Source organism: Nonomuraea dietziae, assembly GCF_014195505.1.
Classification (GTDB): Bacteria; Actinomycetota; Actinomycetes; order Streptosporangiales; family Streptosporangiaceae; genus Nonomuraea; species Nonomuraea roseola.
Genome location: NZ_JACIBV010000001.1, coordinates 4,808,018 through 4,826,695, shown reverse-complemented (window position 1 = coordinate 4,826,695; position 18,678 = coordinate 4,808,018). Strand labels below are relative to the sequence as shown.

Annotated in this window: 18 protein-coding genes and 1 pseudogene; 5 read left to right on the top strand and 14 right to left on the bottom strand. The window is 70.3% G+C overall.

Annotated elements, in window-relative coordinates:
• Positions 1-139: 139 nt before the first annotated feature.
• On the top strand, positions 140-700 hold the full coding sequence (locus tag FHR33_RS22810) for an SGNH/GDSL hydrolase family protein (protein ID WP_246453032.1): 561 nt from the start codon (positions 140-142) through the stop codon (positions 698-700).
• Positions 701-746: 46 nt separating this feature from the next.
• Here FHR33_RS22810 and FHR33_RS22805 read toward each other — a convergent pair whose 3' ends face one another.
• Genes FHR33_RS22805 through FHR33_RS22795 form a run of 3 tightly spaced genes read right to left on the bottom strand, consistent with a single transcriptional unit; the run spans position 747 to position 7,743 of the window.
• Positions 747-2,291, bottom strand: coding sequence for a cellulase family glycosylhydrolase (locus tag FHR33_RS22805; protein ID WP_183651224.1), 1,545 nt, complete (start codon positions 2,289-2,291; stop codon positions 747-749).
• A 47-nt stretch (positions 2,292-2,338) separates the two neighbouring features.
• Positions 2,339-4,798, bottom strand: coding sequence for a glycoside hydrolase family 9 protein (locus FHR33_RS22800; protein ID WP_183651221.1), 2,460 nt, complete (start codon positions 4,796-4,798; stop codon positions 2,339-2,341).
• 53 nt (positions 4,799-4,851) lie between these two features.
• Positions 4,852-7,743: a glycoside hydrolase family 48 protein gene (locus FHR33_RS22795; protein ID WP_183651218.1), complete on the bottom strand. Its 2,892-nt coding sequence runs from the start codon at positions 7,741-7,743 to the stop codon at positions 4,852-4,854.
• 110 nt (positions 7,744-7,853) lie between these two features.
• On the opposite strand from FHR33_RS22795, the gene FHR33_RS53335 reads away from it, so the two are divergent.
• Positions 7,854-8,336: an alpha/beta fold hydrolase gene (locus FHR33_RS53335; RefSeq protein ID WP_344839223.1), complete on the top strand. Its 483-nt coding sequence runs from the start codon at positions 7,854-7,856 to the stop codon at positions 8,334-8,336.
• Here FHR33_RS53335 and FHR33_RS49185 read toward each other — a convergent pair whose 3' ends face one another.
• The 11 genes and pseudogenes from FHR33_RS49185 to FHR33_RS22740 form a co-directional block, all read right to left on the bottom strand.
• Positions 8,337-9,818 carry a serine/threonine-protein kinase gene (locus tag FHR33_RS49185; protein ID WP_221241203.1) on the bottom strand — a complete coding sequence of 494 codons (1,482 nt, stop codon included), beginning with the start codon at positions 9,816-9,818 and terminating at the stop codon, positions 8,337-8,339.
• Positions 9,805-10,776 (bottom strand): LacI family DNA-binding transcriptional regulator, encoded by a 972-nt coding sequence (locus tag FHR33_RS22780; RefSeq protein WP_183651210.1) that lies wholly within the window; start codon positions 10,774-10,776, stop codon positions 9,805-9,807. Before FHR33_RS22780 ends, FHR33_RS49185 begins: the two co-directional genes overlap by 14 nt.
• A gap of 92 nt (positions 10,777-10,868) precedes the next feature.
• The gene (locus FHR33_RS22775) at positions 10,869-11,240 is read right to left on the bottom strand and encodes a DUF2516 family protein (RefSeq protein WP_312895673.1); all 372 of its coding nucleotides are present in this window, start codon (positions 11,238-11,240) and stop codon (positions 10,869-10,871) included.
• 367 nt (positions 11,241-11,607) lie between these two features.
• The gene (locus FHR33_RS22770) at positions 11,608-12,024 is read right to left on the bottom strand and encodes a hypothetical protein (protein WP_183651207.1); all 417 of its coding nucleotides are present in this window, start codon (positions 12,022-12,024) and stop codon (positions 11,608-11,610) included.
• A 3-nt stretch (positions 12,025-12,027) separates the two neighbouring features.
• Positions 12,028-12,321: a hypothetical protein gene (locus FHR33_RS50470; RefSeq protein ID WP_246453669.1), complete on the bottom strand. Its 294-nt coding sequence runs from the start codon at positions 12,319-12,321 to the stop codon at positions 12,028-12,030.
• Between the two features lie 49 nt (positions 12,322-12,370).
• Positions 12,371-12,523 (bottom strand): annotated as a pseudogene (locus tag FHR33_RS50465) (helix-turn-helix domain-containing protein); the annotation flags it as partial.
• A gap of 72 nt (positions 12,524-12,595) precedes the next feature.
• Positions 12,596-13,501 carry a M56 family metallopeptidase gene (locus FHR33_RS22760; protein ID WP_183651205.1) on the bottom strand — a complete coding sequence of 302 codons (906 nt, stop codon included), beginning with the start codon at positions 13,499-13,501 and terminating at the stop codon, positions 12,596-12,598.
• A complete protein-coding gene (locus tag FHR33_RS22755) occupies positions 13,498-13,854 on the bottom strand; it encodes a BlaI/MecI/CopY family transcriptional regulator (protein ID WP_312895672.1) in 357 nt (118 codons plus the stop codon). The genes FHR33_RS22760 and FHR33_RS22755 overlap by 4 nt, the downstream gene beginning before the upstream one ends.
• A 61-nt stretch (positions 13,855-13,915) precedes the next feature.
• Positions 13,916-14,446 (bottom strand): GNAT family N-acetyltransferase, encoded by a 531-nt coding sequence (locus tag FHR33_RS22750; protein WP_183651201.1) that lies wholly within the window; start codon positions 14,444-14,446, stop codon positions 13,916-13,918.
• A gap of 10 nt (positions 14,447-14,456) precedes the next feature.
• Positions 14,457-15,251 carry a class I SAM-dependent methyltransferase gene (locus tag FHR33_RS22745; RefSeq protein WP_183651199.1) on the bottom strand — a complete coding sequence of 265 codons (795 nt, stop codon included), beginning with the start codon at positions 15,249-15,251 and terminating at the stop codon, positions 14,457-14,459.
• Complete coding sequence (locus tag FHR33_RS22740; protein WP_183651197.1) at positions 15,244-15,987, bottom strand: SDR family NAD(P)-dependent oxidoreductase; 744 nt, start codon at positions 15,985-15,987, stop codon at positions 15,244-15,246. Before FHR33_RS22740 ends, FHR33_RS22745 begins: the two co-directional genes overlap by 8 nt.
• 93 nt (positions 15,988-16,080) lie before the next feature.
• Here FHR33_RS22740 and mshA point away from each other — a divergent pair, with 93 nt between their 5' ends.
• The 3 genes from mshA (at position 16,081) to FHR33_RS22725 (ending at position 18,668) form a co-directional block, all read left to right on the top strand.
• Positions 16,081-17,352, top strand: coding sequence for a D-inositol-3-phosphate glycosyltransferase (gene mshA / locus FHR33_RS22735; RefSeq protein ID WP_183651194.1), 1,272 nt, complete (start codon positions 16,081-16,083; stop codon positions 17,350-17,352).
• On the top strand, positions 17,349-17,837 hold the full coding sequence (locus FHR33_RS22730) for a type III secretion system chaperone family protein (protein ID WP_183651191.1): 489 nt from the start codon (positions 17,349-17,351) through the stop codon (positions 17,835-17,837). Before mshA ends, FHR33_RS22730 begins: the two co-directional genes overlap by 4 nt.
• Before the next feature lie 99 nt (positions 17,838-17,936).
• Entirely contained in the window at positions 17,937-18,668 is a 732-nt protein-coding gene (locus tag FHR33_RS22725; protein WP_183651188.1) for an SAM-dependent methyltransferase, read from the top strand.
• The last annotated feature ends 10 nt before the right edge of the window (positions 18,669-18,678 follow it).

The following is an 18,678-nucleotide window of genomic DNA, read 5'->3' as shown; positions in this document are numbered from 1 at the left end:
TCTGCTCGCATCGGCCGCCACGATCTTCGGGATATGTCCCGCTATCGCGGGGTGCAGTGGCGCCGCGTCGCAGCCGCCCCTCTTGGTGCCGGCCGTCCAGCAGGCGGCACAGCAGCCCGCACGGAAGGCGGCGCCGGTGATGATGTTCGTCGGCGACAGCTTCACCGTCGGCTCCGGGCCGGTGCGCACATGGCAGACCTACGCCAGCGAGAGCGCGAGGCAGCTCGGCTGGCAGCCGGTGATCGCGGGCGCGGGCGGCACGGGCTTCGTCAACGAGGGCAGGGTGGGCCGCACCTTCGAGCAGTCGTTCATGGCGGAGCTGGCCTGGCGCCCCGCCCCCGACCTGCTCGTCATCTCGGGCGGCCACAACGACAGCAGGTGGCCCGCCGCCACGGTACGGCAGGCCGCCGCCAGGCTCGTCTGGTCGGTCAAGGCCCACTGGCCGGGCACCAGGATCGTCATGGTCGGCCCGATCTGGATCGACAGGGCCCCGCCCAGCGCCTACCTGCTGCGCGACGCCCTCGCCGAGGTCGCGGCGCGCGAGCGGGTGGCCTTCCTCGACCCGCTGGCCAGGCGCTGGATCGAGGGCAGGCGCTCGGAGGTGCTGCTGCCCGACGGCGTCCACCCCACGCTCGGCGGCCACCACAAGCTGGCCCGCTGGCTGGCCGGCGCCCTGCAGACGACGTCCGCGCCCGCCTGAGGCGCGTCCCTCCCCCTCGGAGAGGGAGGGACGTCCAGGACGTGGATCAGCTACCGCTCGTGGTGACCACCGGGGTGGGTGGTGTGCCGGATCCTGTCCAGGTGCCGAGGAAGCCGAAGGTGCCGCCTGAGGTGTTCCAGGACAGGTTGGTGAAGGTGTAGGTGCCGGTGAGGGAGGCGTTCCAGGTCTGGGTGACGGTTACGCCGCTGGGGTAGGTGAGGGTGGTCTTCCAGCCGGTGGTGCCTGGGGGGCAGGAGACGGTGACTTCGCCTTGGAAGCCGCCCTGCCAGGAGTTGACCAGCTTGTAGGTGGAGGTGCAGGTGGTCGAGGACGTGGAGGTGGTGAAGGTGGTCGTGGTGGAGGGGTCGGAGAGGTTGCCTGCCGCGTCGCGGGCGATGATGTGGACGGTGTAGGGGGTGTTGGGGGTCAGGCCGGTGAGGGTGGCGGAGGCTCCGGTCGAGCCGGCGAGCTTGGTGGTGCCGTGGTGGATGTCGTAGCCGGTGACGCCGACGTTGTCGGTGGAGGCGGCCCAGGTGAGGGTGGCGGTGGTGGCGGTGATGGCTGAAGCGGCGGGCGCGCCCGGCCTGGTCGGCTTCTCGGTGTCCGGGACGACGGCGCCGTAGATCGCCGCCTGCTTCGCGGTGGCGGCGATGCCGTTGGCGCCGTTGAACAGGCGCCGGCCCCAGCTCGTCAGCCTCGCCGGGTCGAAATCGGTGACCTGGTCCAGGTACTCCACGCCGCCGCCGTTGCCGCTCCACGACCAGCCGAGGTAGCCGACCCCGCGGGCCTGGGCCTCCGCCATGATCGTGTCCTCGTCGGGGTCGCCGTCGGAGTGGTTGAAGCCGAACTCGCCGATGACGAGAGGGAGGCCGGCGGCTTCGAAGGCGTCGAGGTAGGAGACGATCTCGGCGGCGGTGTCGTAGACGCCGTACATGTGGACGGAGAAGACGGTGTTGCGCTTCGGATCGGCGGCCATGACCGTGGCCGCGTTGTCTCGCATCTCGTTCTTCCAGTCCTGGCCCCACGCGGGCGCGTCGGCCATGAGCAGGTGCTCGAACCCCGCCGTCCTGAGTCGCTTGATCGCGTTGGAGGTGGCCTCGGTCCACGCGGGGGTGACGGCGTTGTTGCCGACGGGCTCGTTGCCGATGTTGAGTACGACGTAGTCCTCCTGGCCCTGGAGCGCGGCCTTCACGCTGATCCAGTAGTCCACGGCCTGGTCGAGGGTGTAGGCGCCGGACTGCTCGCCGTACCCGGTGGTGTCGTGGTTCTCCAGCACGCAGATGAGCTTGCTGGCCTTGCACAGGCTGATCACGTTGGTCACGTCGGCGGTGTCGTTCTTGGTCCAGCGTCCGCCGCTGAGCACCACGCGTACCGCGTTGGCGCCGAGCGACTTGATGCCCTGGAAGGAGGAGGTCCTGGTCGGGTACCAGGTGTGGGCGTGGCTGGTGCCACGCATCACGAACTCCTGGCCGCCGGCCTCCAGGATCTTCGTGCCGGAGACGTGCAGGCCGGTGGCGGCGTGGGCGGGCTGGACGGCGAGGGGGACGAGCAGGGCGGCGGCCATGACGGCCAGGGCGTGGCGGAGTCTCATGGGCTTCCTCGAAGGCCCGGGGAGCGCCTGCTCCCCGGGCGTCGGGTTCAGGGCTTGACGCAGGTGAGCGGGGAGGGGGTGACGCCTGAGCCGGTGGCGGTGAAGCCGAACGTGCCGCCGTCGGCGTTCCACGCGAGGTTCTTCACCGACACCGCCGCGCCGCTCTGGGTGTGCGTGCCGTTCCAGAGCTGGCCGATCTTCTGGTCGCCGGGGAAGGTCCAGCCGACCGTCCAGCCGCCTGTCGCGGTGACGCTGACCTCGGCCTGGAAGCCGCCCTGCCAGGAGTTGACCAGCTTGTAGGTGGCCGTGCAGTCGCCGGGCGGAGGCCCGTCGGAGGTGGTGAAGGCCGTGGCCTCGGAGGCGGGCGAGCTCTTGCCCGAGGCGTCGCGGGCCACCACGTGGACGGTGTACGCCTTCTCGGGGGTGAGGCCGGTGAGCGTGGTGGTGGCGGCGGTCGAGGTGGCCAGCCTGGTGGTGCCGTCGTAGACGTCGTAGCCGGTCACGCCCACGTCGTCGGTGGAGGGGGCCCAGGTCAGCGTGGCCGTGGTGCCCGTGATGTCGGAGACGGAGGGCTTGCCGGGCCTGGTGGGCGGGCTCTGGTCGGCAGGCTCGTCACCGGGCGGGTTGCCCCAGATCCTGGTGGCCCCGCTGTGGAGGGTGATGTTCCGCACGAGCACGGGGGTGGCCCCCGGCGTGGTGGCGACGCCCTTGTACGACCAGTCGTTCGAGGGGTCCCACGTGCCGGTGCTCGCGATGCGGAACTGCACCTCGCGCCGGTGTTGCGACTGTCCTGCGGGGGCGATGGAGGTGCCCGAGCAGTCGACGTTCACGTAGTAGGTCCTGCCGCCGAACGGCTGCACGGTCGGCGCCTTGCACTGGTTGTAGGCCGCCGAGACGCTGATCTGCGAGGCGGTGGTGTCGCCGTCGAGGGTGAAGTAGTAGCGGAAGGAGCCGTCGTTCAGCGCGCGGGCCGGCCAGCCCGACTGGTTGCGCACGATGGCCTTGATCTCGGTGAAGGCCGTGCCCGAGGCGTTGACCCCCGCCTCCACGAAGATCTCGGGGGCGTCCGGGGTCTCCCGCACGGGGAAGTCCGCGTCGGGCGCGCCGCCGTACTCCTGGTAGAGCCTCGCGACCGCGCTGGTGAACCCGGCGTTGTAGTCGGTGGCCACCTCGTTCATCACGTAGTCCTGGCGGCTGTCGGTGTACTTGTCGTCGGGGTCGGGCGGGCCGCCGACCAGCGCGCCGTACAGGACGTGGCGGCTGTCGACGGGGGAGCTGATCTGGTCGGTCCACGAGCCGTGGGCGGTGCGGTGGTGCGGGTTCTTCGGCGGGTTGGCGCCGAACCCGATCACGTACGAGCTGCCGCGCGGGTTGTCGCCGAGCGCGTAGTCGATCTGGCGTTTGGCGAAGTCGTGGTAGCGCGTCCTGCGGGTGGCGTCGGAGATCGAGTCGCTGTGGACGAGCGCGGCGAAGGCGGTGTTGGCCGCGTAGCGCAGCGAACCCCACCGGTCGAGGACGGCCTGGCCACCGGGGGAGTACCTGATCTTCTGGCCGTTGACGCCGACCGTCCAGTAGTCGAGCCAGCGGTTGGCGTCGTCGAGGTAGCGCTGCTTGCCCGTCAGCTTGTGCAGCAGCACGTACGCGCCGTAGGACTTGTCGTCCCACGCGATCGTCCACTTGTACGACTTGGTCGTGGACTGCGGCTCGGAGCCGAGGTTGTCGTAGTACGACTCCGCCTTGGCCAGGTACGCCTGGTCCTGGGTGGCCCTGTGGAGCCAGATCGCGCCCCACACCAGTTCGTCGTTGTAGCCGCTCCAGGAGTTGTAGAAGCTCTGGGCGTCGGTGATGCACTCGCTGTACTTCTTCCGCACGGTGTCGGCGAAGGTGTAGAGCTGCTTCGCGTGGGTGACCAGCGTGTCGGCGTACGTGGGGTTCGTCGGGCGGAAGACGATCGAGGAGGCGGCCATCGCGGCGGCCGTCTCCGCGGCCAGGTCCGAACCCCCGCAGGAGGCGTCGATCTTGTAGGAGGGTCTGGCCATCGGCATGACCTCGGCGGGGCCCCACCATGCGTGGTCGGGGCCTCCGGCGCCGATCTGCCCGTAGAGCACGTTGGGCGAGGGGTGGGCCTTGATGAAGTAGTCGTTGACCCACTTGAGGTTGTTCTGCAGGTGGGTGAGCTGGCCCGAGGCGGCGTAGGCGTCGCGGTACTCCACCGCGCCCCACGCCAGCATGGTGGCGGTGAACGCCATCGGCAGGCCGAACTTCACGTGGTCGCCCGCGTCGTACCAGCCGCCCGTCAGGTCCAGTCCGACGTCCTTGCCGTCGTCGAGGCCCGAGTCGCCGCGCCACGAGACGCGGTTCCAGCTCGGCAGCCTGCCCGACTGCTGGGCCTCGTAGAAGAACAGCGACTTCTGCAGCGCCTCGCCGTACTCGAAGGTGGCGGCCTGCGCGGGCTGGGCGACGAGCAGGGACGCGGGTAACAGCAACGCCATGAGCGCTTTGCGCATGAGGGATTCCTTCCGTCAGGGGGCGGCTCTGGCGAGCCGCCCCCTCCGGTGCTCTAGCCGAACAGGCGGCCGTACTCGGCGAGCGCGACGGCCACGTCGACCTGCGCCCAGAAGCGGTGGTAGTTGAACGAGGGAACGGGTCCCGTGCCCTTCAGGTAGGCGTCGAGCTCGGGCCAGTCGGGGTCGTTCTTGTAGAAGGACCTGATCGACAGGAACGTGGAGTCGCTGTTGATGACGTCGCCGTTGGGCATGGTGCCGGTCCATCCGGCGGGCACGTAGACCTTGTCGGCCAGGCGCTTGTAGTCGGCCTTCGTCTCCGCCACCGAGACGCCCTTCGCGTCGCGGTTGTTCTTCCACATGCCGTCGAGCAGGCCCTTGGCGATGTCACGCGCCTTGGTGTCGCCCGACCTGGCCGCGTAGTACATCAGCACCTTGGCGTAGGAGCCCGCGACGCCGACGTCGGTGGTGTAGTCCTTGACCGTGACGTGCAGCCCGGCGTTGGCCCCCGGGCTCGCGGCGTTCCAGGTGTCGGGCTGCCCGGTCCACACCAGCGTGGAGGGGATCTGGTAGGTGCCGTCGGTGTTGACCGTCGTGTGGTCGGTCGCCCACTTCACCCACTTGTCGAGTACGGCCTTGGCCTCGGCGTTGCCCGTCACGTTGTAGTACTCCGCGACGCGCTCCATCGACCAGGCCTGGAAGCCGAACCACTGGTTGGAGGGCGGGTCGTGGTAGACGGGCTGCCAGTCGTAGGCCATGCCGTAGAAGGTCGGCGTGCCGGCTGGCGGGGTGGCGTAGTGGCCCTGCCAGCTGTTGGTGGCGCCGCCCGCGATGCCGCCCTCGGCCGACTGCAGCCAGCGGTAGAACTCGATCTGCCGCTTGAGGCTGGTGCCCCAGTCCTGTACGGCTGTCGCGCCCTTCGGCTTCAGCACGTCGACGCTCGACAGCGCCCACGCCGCCATCGGGTTCTGGTAGCCGGAGTGGTTGTGGCTCGAGCCGATGCGCCAGGCCCAGCCCGCGCTGGTGTCGAGCGCGCCGCCCCACGCGTAGTACCAGCTCATGAGGTAGGCCGAGCTGTCCTTGCCGGTGCCGGCGGGGCAGCTCGTGCTGGTGCAGCCCTGCTTCTTGAAGTACTTGTCGTACATCGCGTAGCGCAGGTAGTCGCCCATCTTGGCGGCCTTGGTCACCGTGGCGGTGATCTGCGACTCCTTGCCCTGCTCCTTGGCCCAGGTGTGCGCCCAGTAGGCCACCTGGACGGCGCGGGCGTCGGCGTCGGGGGCGTTGGTGTACTTCCACTGCTTGGCGTAGCTTGCGTCGCCCGTGAACAGGTCGAGGAAGCCGTTCTTGCCGCCGTGCTTGAAGGTGTCGCAGCTCGGCTGGGGGATCGTCTCGAAGACCGACTCCTCGGGGCCACGCTGGTAGGTGTTGATGTAGGCGGGCTTGGTCGTGCCGTCGCCGCAGCGGCCGAAGCCGTAGGTGTTGTCGACGTCGAGCAGCCAGTGCATGCCGTAGATGTCGCTGGTGCCGTAGGCGGCCTTGAGCTCGGCGGCGATGGGGTCCTGGCCGACGCTGACGCCGGTGTCCAGCTTCGACGGGTACTGCGCGATGTCGTCCCATTCGCCGGCGTAGGTGGCGGGCTTGGCGGCGTTGTAGAAGGAGTTGGTCGGCTGGTCGGCCGTCGCGGGGATGATGTACTTCTCCATCGAGGCCCAGGCGTCGTTGAACGGCGCCCAGTTGCCCGTCGCCTTGCCGTAGGCGGCCTCGAGCCACAGGTAGTAGCTGTAGGCCTCGCTGGTCGTCTCGTGCCCGTGGTCGGGCGCCTCGACCAGCAGCGTCTCCACCGAGTGGTACGGCACGCCCTCCGGCGAGAAGTATCCGTTGGCCGGGTCCTTCAGGTCGTTGTAGAGCTCGATGAAGCGCTTGGTGTACTCGTTGTCCCCGCCCAGGTCGTTGTCCGCCTCCGAGGCGGTGACCTTGGCCGCGCCGTGGCCGGTCGCGGTGGAGGTGAACTCGGCGCTGCTCGAGGTCTGGTCGGCGTCCTCGGCGGCGGCGATCGTCACCTTCTGCGCGGTGCTCCAGTTCGAGGTGGTGAAGGTCAGGGAGGCGCCCGACTTCACGGTCAGGTCGGCGTCGCCCGACGTCCTGGACGTCGCCACGGTCACGCCGGCCGCCGGCTGCTTGGACAGCTTCACCTCGTAGGAGGCCTCGCCGCCCTCGGGGACCGTGACGCCGCTGGGAGTGGCCACGACGGCGGGCGCGCTGTCGGCCTTGACGCTGATGCCGACGGGGGCTGAGGTGGTGATCGCCCCCTTGTCGTCGGTCGCTCTCGCCGTCAGTGAGTACTCACCCACGGCCACGTCCGCCCAGCTGTAGGCGTAGGGCGCGGTGGTGTCCTCGCCGAGCTTCGTGCTGCCCTGGAAGAACTCCACCTTGGCCACGCTGCCGTCGGCGTCGCCCGCCTCCGCCGCGATGGCGACCGTGGCAGGCGCGGTGAACGTCGCCCCGGCGCTCGGCGAGGTCACCTTGACGGTGGGGGCCTGGTTGGCGCCCGTGCAGGCGGTGCCGTTGACGGTGAAGGCGGACGGCTTGGCGTTGGGGCCGGTGTAGGTGGCGTTGAAGCCGATCGTGGTCGACTGGCCGGTGCCCAGGTTGCCGTTCCACGACAGGCTGTCGGCGGTGACGTTCGCGCCTGACTGGTTCCAGGTGGCGCTCCAGCCCTGCGAGATCTTCTGGGTGCCGGGGAAGCCGAAGCCGAGCTTCCACGCGGTGAGCGGGTCGCCGAGGTTGGTGATCTTCACGTTGGCGGTGAAACCCCCGCCCCAGTCGTTCATCGTGTAGTCGACGCCGCAGGCGACGGCGGCGTGCGCTGGTGTGATCGTGGCCGTGCCGGCGGCCATGACGACCAGTGCCGCGATGGTCAGGCGCCTGCGGGCGCGGGGTTTGGACATGCTGGAGGTGCTCCTCTGCGGGAGATGCGGGGGGATCGTGGGAGCGCTCCCAAGACACATTCTGCGATGCGCTCCAGTGATGTCAACGAGCGGTCGGGGCGCTCACGCCGGTGCCTGCTCCCATCCGGCACCCATGCTGCGGCTACACCCCGCCGCCCCCGACCCGCGCGGATGAAACTTTCAGCGGTGACGGGGCCGCCCGGCCGCCGCTCACGCCTTCGTTCGCCCCTCGGGGTACTGTCGCCCCCCATGAAGGAGGCCGGCCGTGCCTGAGGCGAGAGAGCTGGAACCGCCTCACTCGACGGCAGGTCGCCAGGTCGGTGAGCGAGGAGCAGGGGCTGGCGAGCGCCGATCTGGACGCCGTCACCTGCCCCACGCTGGTCATGGCCGCCGACGACGACATCGTGACCCTGGAGCACACGCTGGCGTTGTACAGGGGCCTGCGCGACGCGCAGCTGGCCGTCGTCCCTGGCACCTCCCATCTGCTCCTCCACGAGAAGCCGGAGCTGTGCGTCAGGCTGATCTCCGACTTCCTGACGACAGGCCCCACACCCACCTGGATGCCCGTCCGCCGCGCGGCGCGACCGGGCTAGCTAGCGGGCGCGGAGGGCGTTCTCGACGGCGCCGAGGTGGCGGTCGAGAACCCTGAGCAGGTCGGTGGCCAGCACCCCTTCGCGCCGGCGGTCGTGCAGCTTGACGCGCACCTGCTCCAGGTCGCCTGAGCCGGAACGGGCCAGATTGGTCAGAACCTGGCGGAGGTCGAGCGCCACGTCGTACCGGATCGACGCGCCTGCCAGCCCCCTGTCCAGCGCGTCGTTGAACTCGGCCACGGCCTCCTCGACCGTGGGACGAGGGGCCGCCGCGGCCTCTCGTCCCACGGGATCGGCGGATTCACGCGTCCTGCCATCGCGGCCAGGGCCGGACGTAGGGGGCTCGACCGGCGGGTTCTTCTCCGTGCCGATCGGATCGGACACGGGGCTGCTCTCGAGGCCGCTTCCCGGGCGGGGCGAGGGGGTCGCCGAGGAAGCGTTCGCGGGCGTGGCCGGAGGGCTCCCCTTCGGCGACGCGGGGAGCGCGGGTTCGGCGGTGGAGATCGGGAGCGGAAGGGCCATCCACGGCATGGCGTCGGGCAGCCCGTACCCGGTGGCGACCGTGAGCGCGGCGCCGGACAGCAGCAGCGCCCCCGCCGTCACCGTCGCCCGCGCGGACCACCCGTGAACCCTCCGCGCCCTCTTCGGCGCCCCTGCGACGGACGAGGGGGCGGGGTGCGTGCCCTCCCGCGCACAGGCGGAGCGGAGGACGGCGGCGGCCTCACGCGAGGTCGGACGCCTGGCGGGGTCGGGCGAGAGACAGGCACGGCACAGCCCGGCCACCACCTCGGGAGCGCCCTGGGGCACCGGCGCGGGACCGTGGTGGCGGGCCGCCGCCACGTCCTCCCACGTCGTCTCCGGGTACGGCAGCCGCCCCGTGAGCATCTCGAAGAGCACCACCCCAAGCGCGTACACGTCCACGGCGGGGTCGGCGGGCGCGCCCGCCAGCCGCTCGGGCGCCACGTAGGGCGGGGTCCCCGACAGCTCCTCGTACGACGACCCGGCCGGAGCCGCGATCCCGAAGTCGAGGAGCTTGGCGCCGTCGGAGGTCAGCAGCACGTTGGCAGGGGTCACGTCGCAGTGCACGATGCCCTGGGCGTGCGCGGCGGACAGCACCCCTGCCAGCCGGCCTGCCACCGTCACCGCCTCGGGCCACGGCAGCGGGCCCGAGGCGATCCTGTCGGCGAGGGAGGGCCCGTCGAGCAGGCGCATCACGACGTAGGCGGCCAGCCGTCCGCCGGGGGTGACGGTCTCGCCGTAGTCGTAGACCTCGATCACGTCGGGGTGGACCAGCCGCGCCGCCGCCCTCGCCTCGCGCCTGATGATCTCCCTGTCGCAGGAGAACGGCCCGGCCAGCAGCTTGATGGCCACGGTGCGGTGCAACGACCTGTCGAAGGCTCGCCACACCACGCTCATCCCGCCGGTGGCGATGCGTTCCTGCAGCTCGTACCGCCTGGCGAGCAGCTCGCCCTCACGCGGATTCACGGACCACCAGCTCGGTGGGGAGGACGGGGTTGTGCCGCTGGCCGTTCAGCAGGAGGCGGGCGGCGACGACGGCGAGCTCCTCCACCGGCTGCCTCACCGTCGTCAGCGGAGGATTGACGTGCCTGGCGACCGGCGCGTCGTCGAAACCGACGAGCGCGACGTCGTGGGGTACCCGGCGTCCCGCTCGGTGGAGGACCTGGAGCGCGGCCACCGCCATGACGTCCGAGGCGGCGAACACCGCGTCCAGGTGGGGTAAGCGGCGTAACAGCCACCGCATCGCCTGCGCGCCCGACAGGTGACTGAAGTCCCCGTAGGCGACGGGCACGTTGGTCATGCCCGCGCTGGTCAGCGTGGTGAGGAAGCCTTCGACCCGGGCGCGGGCGCCGGGCATCGCGGGCGGTCCCGCGATCACCGCCATCGCCTTCCTGCCCGACAGCAGCAGGTGCTCGGCGGCCTGGCGTCCGCCGTCGCGGTTGTCGAGATCCACGTACGGCAGGGCCAGCCCGTCGGGCGGGCGCCCGACGCAGCGCACGGGGATGCCCGAGGCGGCCAGCGTGACCGCGAGCGGATGCCCGTCGCGCGCCCCGACCAGGAGCACGCCGTCGATCCCCTTGGCCACCAGAGGGGGCACGGCGTGCGCGGCCGTCATGACCATGAGGGGGACACCGTGCTCGGCCAGCGCCTCCTCGAAGGCCGACAGCAGCCTGGCGTAGAAGGGCTCACCGAACAGGCGTGGCGCGGGCTCGCACACGACGGCGGCGAGGAAGCGGTCGGTCCTGCGCGAGGAGACGCCGTGCGGCGCGCGCCGCCGTACGTAACCAAGGCGGGACATCGCGTCGTGCACTTGACGACGCGTCGAGGTCGTGACCCTGACTGACCCGGTCAGGACGCGGGAGGCGGTCGCCGGGGAGACTCCGGCTTCGGCGGCGACCTGTGCGAGGGTGGGCTGATCTGGCATCTGTCCTCCACACACCGGATGATGCGCGCAGGGTGGGAGCGCTCCCGCGAACGTAGCATTGTTCCGGAAGCGTTAACAGATGGTTTCCTATGTCACCAGGGCCCGTAAGGACCGTTATTGCCACCCTTGCCCATTCCGGTGACAGCCGGCTTGACATCGGCCAGGTAGACGCCCGCCGCGATGACCGAGGCGATCGCGAAAATGTTGAGCCGCGCCAGACCGCTCGCGCCGAAATAGCCCCACGCCGTGGCGAACGAGAACAGCGTGCCGAGGCCGAGGATCAGGAGCCACCACTTCTTCTGCAGCTTGCCCGCGGCGACGAACGCGTTGGCAGGGGTGCGGATCGCGTGGACGAGGGCCCACACGGTCATGCCGAACGCGATGATCGCGAGGATCGCGAAAATGAGGTCAAGTCCAAAGGAGATCATGTTCGCTCCGCCCAGTACCGCAATGTCGCCCCCCACCCTAACTGCTCCATAATCCTCTACGGCAAGCAAAGCTCGAGACCTCCCCGAGTCTCCGCTTCCCTCCAGTGAGGGCGCGCCGCCCAGCAGGACTTCGGTCCCCGCCGTCACGGCGCCCGAGGAGCTGGATCTCCGCCTTTGGCCGCTTCCCGAGCCGGAGCCGCTTCCGGGGCCTGGGCGGCTTGTCCGGGCTTGGGTCGCTCTCCGGGCCAGGGTCGCTTCTCCGGGCCAGGGCGGCCTGTCCGGGCCAGGGCGGCTTGTCCGCGCTCAAGCCGCTCGGCGTGGGCCGCTTCGCCGGGTTGAACGGCCGCCGATGTGCGGAGGACCCCCGCCCGCACTGCGGGCGAGGGTCCTCGATGCTTCCTGGTCAGGCCTTCGTGGTGGCCCTGGGAGCGCGGGTGGTCTTCTTCACCGGGGTGGCCACGGCCGGCTCGGCCGCCTCGGAGACCTCCTCCAGCTCCAGCGCGGCCTCGCCGCTCACCTTGCTGACGACCTTGCGGCCGCGGGTGGCGAACTCCTCGTAGAACTCGGTGGCCTTGCTGCCGAGCTGGTCGGCGTACACGCGGGCCTTCTCGGGGAACTCGCGGGCGAGCTCCTCGGCCTTGGTGCGGACCTCGCGCGCCTTGACCGGCAGGTCCTTGGTGATGTCGGTGCGCCGCGACTGCAGCTTCTGCAGCTGCTCGGGCAACTCGCGGAGCTTCTCCACGGCGAAGTCGCCCGCGCCCGCGACGGCGTAGAACGGCTTGGACTCGGTGAGCTTCTTGACCTCGGTGGCCAGCGTCATGGGTTAACCTTCCTTGGTTTCCTGGGTGACGATGCCGTTGTTCGAGGTCGCCGCGAAGGGCTCAAGAGCGGCGAGAAATTCCTCTGGCAGCGGCGGCTCGTCGTCCGTGTCGGAGCCGTGCCGGGGATGAGCATTCTGGGAGGTCTGCTCGTCCTCGGCGCTGTTCTCCTTGCGGAACGACTCGTAGATATCGATCAGCACCTGGCGTTGCCGCTCGGTGATGAGGCTGTCGCTCCTGATCGCGGTGATCACGTCGCTCGGCGGCTCGCGATCCTCGATCAGGGCCTGCTTGGACATAGAGCGCCTGAGACGAGATGTGCAGACCCTTGGCGATCTGGTTCAGGATCTCGGCGCTCGGCTTGCGAAGGCCGCGCTCGATCTGGCTGAGGTAGGGGTTGGAGACCCCTGCCGCGGCCGCGAGCTGCCGCAGCGAGATCTTCGCCTGCTGCCGCTGCTCGCGGATGTACTCGCCGATCGAGCCGACCTTGGGTAGTGCCATACCTGTAGTCTGCCTCGCCGTGCTTGCAATTGCAAACGGACAGCTAGCACCTGCAAGCGGCGAACTGTGAGGTCAGAAGGGCAGCGCCCACAGGAACGGGGCAGACGTGGTCAACGTCACACTCAGCGCGACCAGCCCGTAGCGCGTCGAGCGCGACAGCTCGGGGCGCGGCTTGATCAGCCTGTCGACCCTCGCCATGACCTGAGACTGGGCGACGCCGAGCATGCCGCTCGGGGTCGGGACGGCTCCCGCCGTACCGAAGCGGAGCAGGGCGGTGGCCAGGCGGCGTGGGGAGCAGTAGCGGCGGGCGCGGTCGTCGGCGGCCATCTCGACCAGCAGCTCGACCTGCGCCTGGGCGTCCCTGACGACCTTCGACCACGGCAGCGCCCTGCGCAGCGCCCCGAAGGGCAGCAGCACCAGGTCGTGGCGCTCGCGGACGTGGGCCGACTCGTGGGCGAGCACCGCGGTCAGCTCGTCGTGCGACAGGAGCGCGAGCGTGCCCGAGCTGACCACGACGTGCGAGCGCAGGCCAGGCACGCAGTAGGCGGCGGCGCCCGGGTGGTCGAGCACCCGCACGCCGGGGATGCCGGGCTCCTCGCGGGCGATCAGCGAGAGCACCAGGCGGTGGCGGCGGCGGGCGCGCAGGGTCTGCACGCCGGCGGTCACCAGGACCGCCACGAGCACGGCCAGCAGGGTCAGGCCCGCGATCATCGCGAGCGCGTGCCAGAGGTCCCAGGTCGCGTCGGGCTTCCTTCCCCTCGCGAAGGCGGCCAGCCCGTGGATCACGCCCCTGTCGTACGGCGTGACGGCGTAGGCGAGCAGGGCTCCGATGCTGGCCAGACCCCACGTGACGCCGAGCGACTGCCACAGCGCGATGGCGAGGCGCGGCGCGCGTGAGGTCCAGCGCGCGGTGGTGAAGCGCCAGGCGCCAAGAGCGCACGCCGCGGCGAGCGCTGACAACGCCGCCGCCGTGATCACTCTTCCTCCAGCTCCGACAGAGCTCTGAGCAGGATCTCCGCCTCCGGCCCTGACACGGCCTGGGCGAAGCGGGTCAGGGCGGCCGAGCGGTCGCCCGTCATGTCCAAGGCTTCAAGCATAAGCTCAGCGACATAGTTGTCGCGGCTCTCGGCCGGCTGGTAGCGCCAGGCCCTGCCGTCACGGGTCCTGTCGAGGAAGCCCTTGCGGGTGAGACGGTCGAGAACGGTCATGACGGTGGTGGGCGCCAGGTCTCTTTCCTCGATGAGCCTGCCGACCTCACGGGCCGTCAACGGGGTGTTCTGCGCCCAGAGGATGTCCATGATGCTGCGTTCGAGCTCGCCAAGACCCTTCACACTCATCAGCGTAGTACTACAGGCTGTCGAGCTGGGATCTGGGAGGCAGATGAGAGCGACATCACGCCCTTTGCTCCAGAAATGTCACCATGGCGATCTCGTCGCGGTCGTCGCCGGGCGCGACCCTGATCGCCAGTGGCTGGCGGCCGATCTCCTGGTAGCCGCACCCGGCGTAGAAGGACTCAAGGCCGAGCCCGCCCCTGCAGGTCAGCTTGAGCGCCTCGAGCCCGAGCCGCAGGCCCGCGTCGGCCACGGCTCGCATGAGGTCCGCGCCGTAGCCCTTGCCCTGGTGCTTGGGGTGCACCATCACGCGCATCACGGTGCGCCAGTGCGCCATCAAGGGGTTGGCGTTGGCGACCAGGACGGCCCAGGCGGCCACCCGTCCTTCGCCGTCCAGGCCGACCAGCAGGCTGTCGGGGCCCTTCTGCCCGCAGCGGGCGAAGGTCGCGGTGGCGACCTGCCTGATGTCGTCCGCTGTCACAGGCGGCACCCATCCGACCGCGCCTCCCGCGTTGGTCACATCGACCCAGCAGTCCAGCACGTCGTCGAAGAGGTCCTCGGTCAGCTCAGGGTTCAGGACAAAACGCAACATAGGGGGCAGATTACGAGATCGGCGCCACGGCCGCCCACGGCAGGGTCAGCTCGCCCAGCCGCCAGCGCCGCGTTCCGCCCAGCGGCGCCGCGCGGTACACCGGCCAGCCCTCCACGAGGGTCTCGACGGCCGCCAGCCAGCGCTGCCTCAGGCCGTGCGCTCCATAGGGGGCGGCGAAGGCCCACGCCCTGTCGAAGTCGCGGAGGAAGGCGTGGATCGGCTCGCCAGGCACGTTGCGGTGGATGAGCGTCTTCGGCAGCCGGTCGGCCAGGTCCGACGGCCGCTCGAAGGCGTTGAACCTCGCCGAGAACGTCAGCGTCCTCGGCCCCGACGCGTCGAGGCAGACCCACACCGCCCTGTGCCCGGTCTCCGAGCAGGTCCCCTCCACCAGGACACCGCCGGGCGCGAGCCTGCCGCGCAGGAGGTCCCAGTAGCCCCACGCCTCGGCCTCGCCGTACTGCCTGAGCACGTTGAAGGCCCTGACGACGGTCGGCGGGCGCGAGACGGGCAGCTCGAAGCCGCCGAGGACGAAGGACAGCCCCTCCCTCTCGTACGGCCTGGCCAGCGCCACCCGCGCGGGGTCGATCTCGATCCCGACGACCTCCGCGTCGGGCGCCACCGCACGCACCCGGGTGAACAGCTCCAGCGTGGTGGTGTGGGACGCGCCGTACCCCAGGTCGACCACGAGGGGCCGCTCGGCCGCCCGCAGCAGCCTGCCGTGGACGGCGGTCAGCCACCGGTCGGCCCTGCGCAGCCTGTTGACGCCGGTCGTGCCCCTCGTGACGCTGCCGACGGGTTTAGCCACTGACGCGGTGCACCTTGTGCTGCGCGGCCTGGGCGCGCGGCCTGATGACCATGCGGTCGACGTTGAAGTGCGCGGGCCTGGTGACGCTCCAGGTGATCGCGTCGGCCACGTCGTCGGCCGTCAGCGGTCCCGGCACGCCCTCGTAGATGCGTGAGGCCGCGTCGGCGTCGCCGCGGAAGCGGGTGAGCGCGAACTCCTCGGTGTGCACCATTCCGGGCGCGATCTCGATGATCCGCACCGGCTGGCCGACCAGCTCCAGCCTGAGCGTCTCGACCATCGAGGTCTGCGCGTGCTTGGCCGCGCAGTAGCCGCCGCCTCCCTCGTAGGAGACGAGGCCGGCGACCGAGGTCAGCATCAGCAGCACGCCGTCGCCCGAGGCGACCAGCTTGGGCAGCAGCGCCTGCGTCACGCGCAGCGAGCCGAGCACGTTGGTGTCGTACATCCGCTGCCAGTCCTCGACGCGGCCCTCCGCCACGGACTCCAGCCCGATGGCGCCTCCGGCGTTGTTGACCAGCACGTCGCAGCGGGACAGGGAGGCGGCCAGCTCGTCCACCGACTCCTGGGAGGTGACGTCGAGCGTCACGGGCGTGATGCCGTCCACCTCGGCGGCCAGCTTGTCGAGCCTGTCCCTGCGCCTGGCCCCCGCCACGACCTCGTAGCCCTCGGCGGCCAGCCGCCGCGCGGTGGCCTCTCCGATTCCGCTGCTCGCGCCTGACACCACTGCCGTCTTCTTCATGACCCCCATCCTGCCAGGGCACGAAACGCTGATCTTTCCGTGGGAATGTCGGAAAGTTCTGGCTAGTTATAGCCCTTTTGGAGGTGATGTCTGGTGAGGCGACGCGTCAACAGGGTCGCGACGGTGAGCATGCACACGTCTCCGCTGGACCAGCCGGGGACCGGCGACGCCGGCGGTATGAACGTGTACATCGTGGAAACCGCCAAACGACTGGCCCAACTCGGCGTCGAAGTGGAGATCTTCACCAGGCAGACGGCCCGCGACCTGCCCCCCGTGGCGGAGCTGGCCCCAGGCGTGCTGGTCAGGCACATCACCGCCGGTCCCTATGAGGAGCTCGACCGCCGCGAGCTGCCGGGGCAGCTGTGCGCGTTCCTCTCCGGCGTGCTGCGCACCGAGGCGATGTACGAGGCCGGCCACTACGACCTCATCCACTCCCACTACTGGCTCTCCGGCCAGGTGGGCTGGCTGGCCAAGGAGCGCTGGGGCGTGCCGCTCGTGCACACCATGCACACCATGGCCAAGGTCAAGAACCTGCTGCTGGCCGAGGACGACAAGCCGGAGCCCCAGGCGCGGGTGCTCGGCGAGGAGCAGGTCGTGGAGATCGCCGACCGCCTCGTGGCCAACACCGAGGCCGAGGCCGGCGAGCTCGTCGACCTGTACGGCGCGCCCGCCGACCAGGTGGCCGTGGTCAACCCCGGCGTCAACCTCACCGTCTTCCAGCCGGCCTCGCAGGGCGCCGCCCGGCACAGGCTCGGCCTGCCGCAGGAGGCCCACGTGCTGCTGTTCGTGGGCAGGATCCAGCCGCTCAAGGCCCCGGACGTGCTGCTGCGCGCCGCCGCCAGGATGCTGGTCGAGGATCCCTCGCTGCGCGGCCGTCTCGTGGTCGCCGCCGTCGGCGGTCCCTCGGGCAACGGCCTCGCCCGCCCCTCGATCCTCACCGAGATGGCCGCCGAGCTCGGCATCTCCGACGTCGTACGGCTGGTGCCTCCCGCTCCGCAGCACGAGCTCGCCGACTGGTACCGCGCGGCCGACGTGACGGTCGTGCCGTCCTACAGCGAGTCCTTCGGCCTGGTCGCGCTCGAGTCGCAGGCGTGCGGCACCCCCGTGGCCGCGGCCTCGGTGGGCGGGCTGCGCACCGCCGTGAACGACGGCGTCTCGGGGGTGCTCGTGGACGGGCACGACCCCGACACGTGGGCGCGGGTCCTGCGCAGGTTCGTCACCGAGCCGCGGTGGCGCGACGAGCTGTCCGAGGGCGCGCGGGCGCACGCCAACGCGTTCGGCTGGTCGGCCACGGCCGCCAGGCTGATGGACGTCTACGGCGGCGCCGTGTCACATCTGCGCGACATGTCTAGGCTTGCCGTATGAGGGATGTGCTGGAAGCCGCGCTCAAGTCCGCCGAGGTCTCCTTCGAGGAGCCGCGTCCTGGCGCGTTCCTGGTGAAGCTGCCGGGCCAGCGCAAGCTGGCCACGATGACCTGGCTCATCGTCGGCGACCAGGCGCTGCACGTGGAGGCGTTCTTCTGCCGTCAGCCCGACGAGAACCACGCCGAGTTCTACAAGTGGCTGCTGGGCAAGAACGGCGGCATGTACGGCGTGCACTTCGCCGTCGACCCCGTCGGCGACGTCTACCTCGTCGGCAGGGTCCCGCTCGCGGCGATCAGCGAGGAGGAGCTCGACAGGCTGCTCGGCTGCGTGCTCACCTACGCGGACGAGTGGTTCGACAGGGCGCTGGAGCTCGGCTTCGCCTCCTCGATCAGGCGCGAGTGGGAGTGGCGGGCCAAGCGAGGGGAGTCGCTGGCCAATCTTCGGGCCTTCGCCCGCTTCGCCGACCCGGACCGGTCGCCCTCGTAACCCGACGAATCGGTTGCCGAATCAGATGATCGGCATGCCTTCGTTGGCGTACGATCGCGATTCGTGAGCTTTGATCCCAGTATCCCTAATGTCGCGCGAATGTATGACTATTACCTCGGCGGCAAGGACAACTTCCCCGCCGATCGCGCGGCGGCGGAGAAAGTGCTGGAGATCGTTCCGCACGTCCCCTTCATGGTGAGGGAGAATCGCGCCTTTCTCGGGCGGGCGGTCCGTTTTCTCAGGGAGCAGGGCATCACCCAGTTTCTCGACATCGGCACCGGCCTGCCGACGCAGGAGAATGTGCACCAGCTGGCGGGCGAGGGGGCGAAGGTCGTCTATGTCGACAACGACCCGCAGGTTCTCGCGCACGCCCGCGCCCTGCTCCAGGACAGCCCCCACGTCCGGATCATCGACGGCGACCTGCGCGAGCCCGAGCGCCTGCTCGCCGACGCCGGCGAGCACCTCGACCTCTCCAGGCCGGTCGCCGTCCTGATGGTGGCGATCGTCCACTTCGTCCAGGACGACCCCACGCCCATCATGGCGACGCTCTCCTCCGCGATGGCGCCCGGCAGCTTCATGGCGCTCTCCCACGCCTGCAAGGACATCAGGCCCGAGATCGCGCCCGGCGTCGAGCGCGTCTACCAGGAGGCTTCCGCGCCGTTCACCGCACGCGGCTCCGCGGAGATCATCGCCCTGTTCGACGGCCTCGAGCTGGTGGAGCCGGGGATGGTCAACCTGCCCGAGTGGCGCCCCGAGGACCCCGACCACGTCCCGTTCAGGGATTCGCCCCCGTATTTCCTGTGTGGTGTGGCACGCAAGCCTGCTCGCTAGGCTTGTCCGC

Coding starts and splice junctions, on each gene's coding strand:
- FHR33_RS22740 (WP_183651197.1), bottom strand. CDS start 15,987: ATGAAGAAGACGGCAGTGGTGTCAGGCGCGAGCAGCGGAATCGGAGAG.
- FHR33_RS22810 (WP_246453032.1), top strand. CDS start 140: ATGATGTTCGTCGGCGACAGCTTCACCGTCGGCTCCGGGCCGGTGCGC.
- FHR33_RS22780 (WP_183651210.1), bottom strand. CDS start 10,776: ATGCCAGATCAGCCCACCCTCGCACAGGTCGCCGCCGAAGCCGGAGTC.
- FHR33_RS22795 (WP_183651218.1), bottom strand. CDS start 7,743: ATGTCCAAACCCCGCGCCCGCAGGCGCCTGACCATCGCGGCACTGGTC.
- FHR33_RS22725 (WP_183651188.1), top strand. CDS start 17,937: ATGTATGACTATTACCTCGGCGGCAAGGACAACTTCCCCGCCGATCGC.
- FHR33_RS22805 (WP_183651224.1), bottom strand. CDS start 2,291: ATGAGACTCCGCCACGCCCTGGCCGTCATGGCCGCCGCCCTGCTCGTC.
- FHR33_RS22750 (WP_183651201.1), bottom strand. CDS start 14,446: ATGTTGCGTTTTGTCCTGAACCCTGAGCTGACCGAGGACCTCTTCGAC.
- FHR33_RS22800 (WP_183651221.1), bottom strand. CDS start 4,798: ATGCGCAAAGCGCTCATGGCGTTGCTGTTACCCGCGTCCCTGCTCGTC.
- FHR33_RS50470 (WP_246453669.1), bottom strand. CDS start 12,321: ATGTCCAAGCAGGCCCTGATCGAGGATCGCGAGCCGCCGAGCGACGTG.
- FHR33_RS22770 (WP_183651207.1), bottom strand. CDS start 12,024: ATGACGCTGGCCACCGAGGTCAAGAAGCTCACCGAGTCCAAGCCGTTC.
- FHR33_RS22730 (WP_183651191.1), top strand. CDS start 17,349: ATGAGGGATGTGCTGGAAGCCGCGCTCAAGTCCGCCGAGGTCTCCTTC.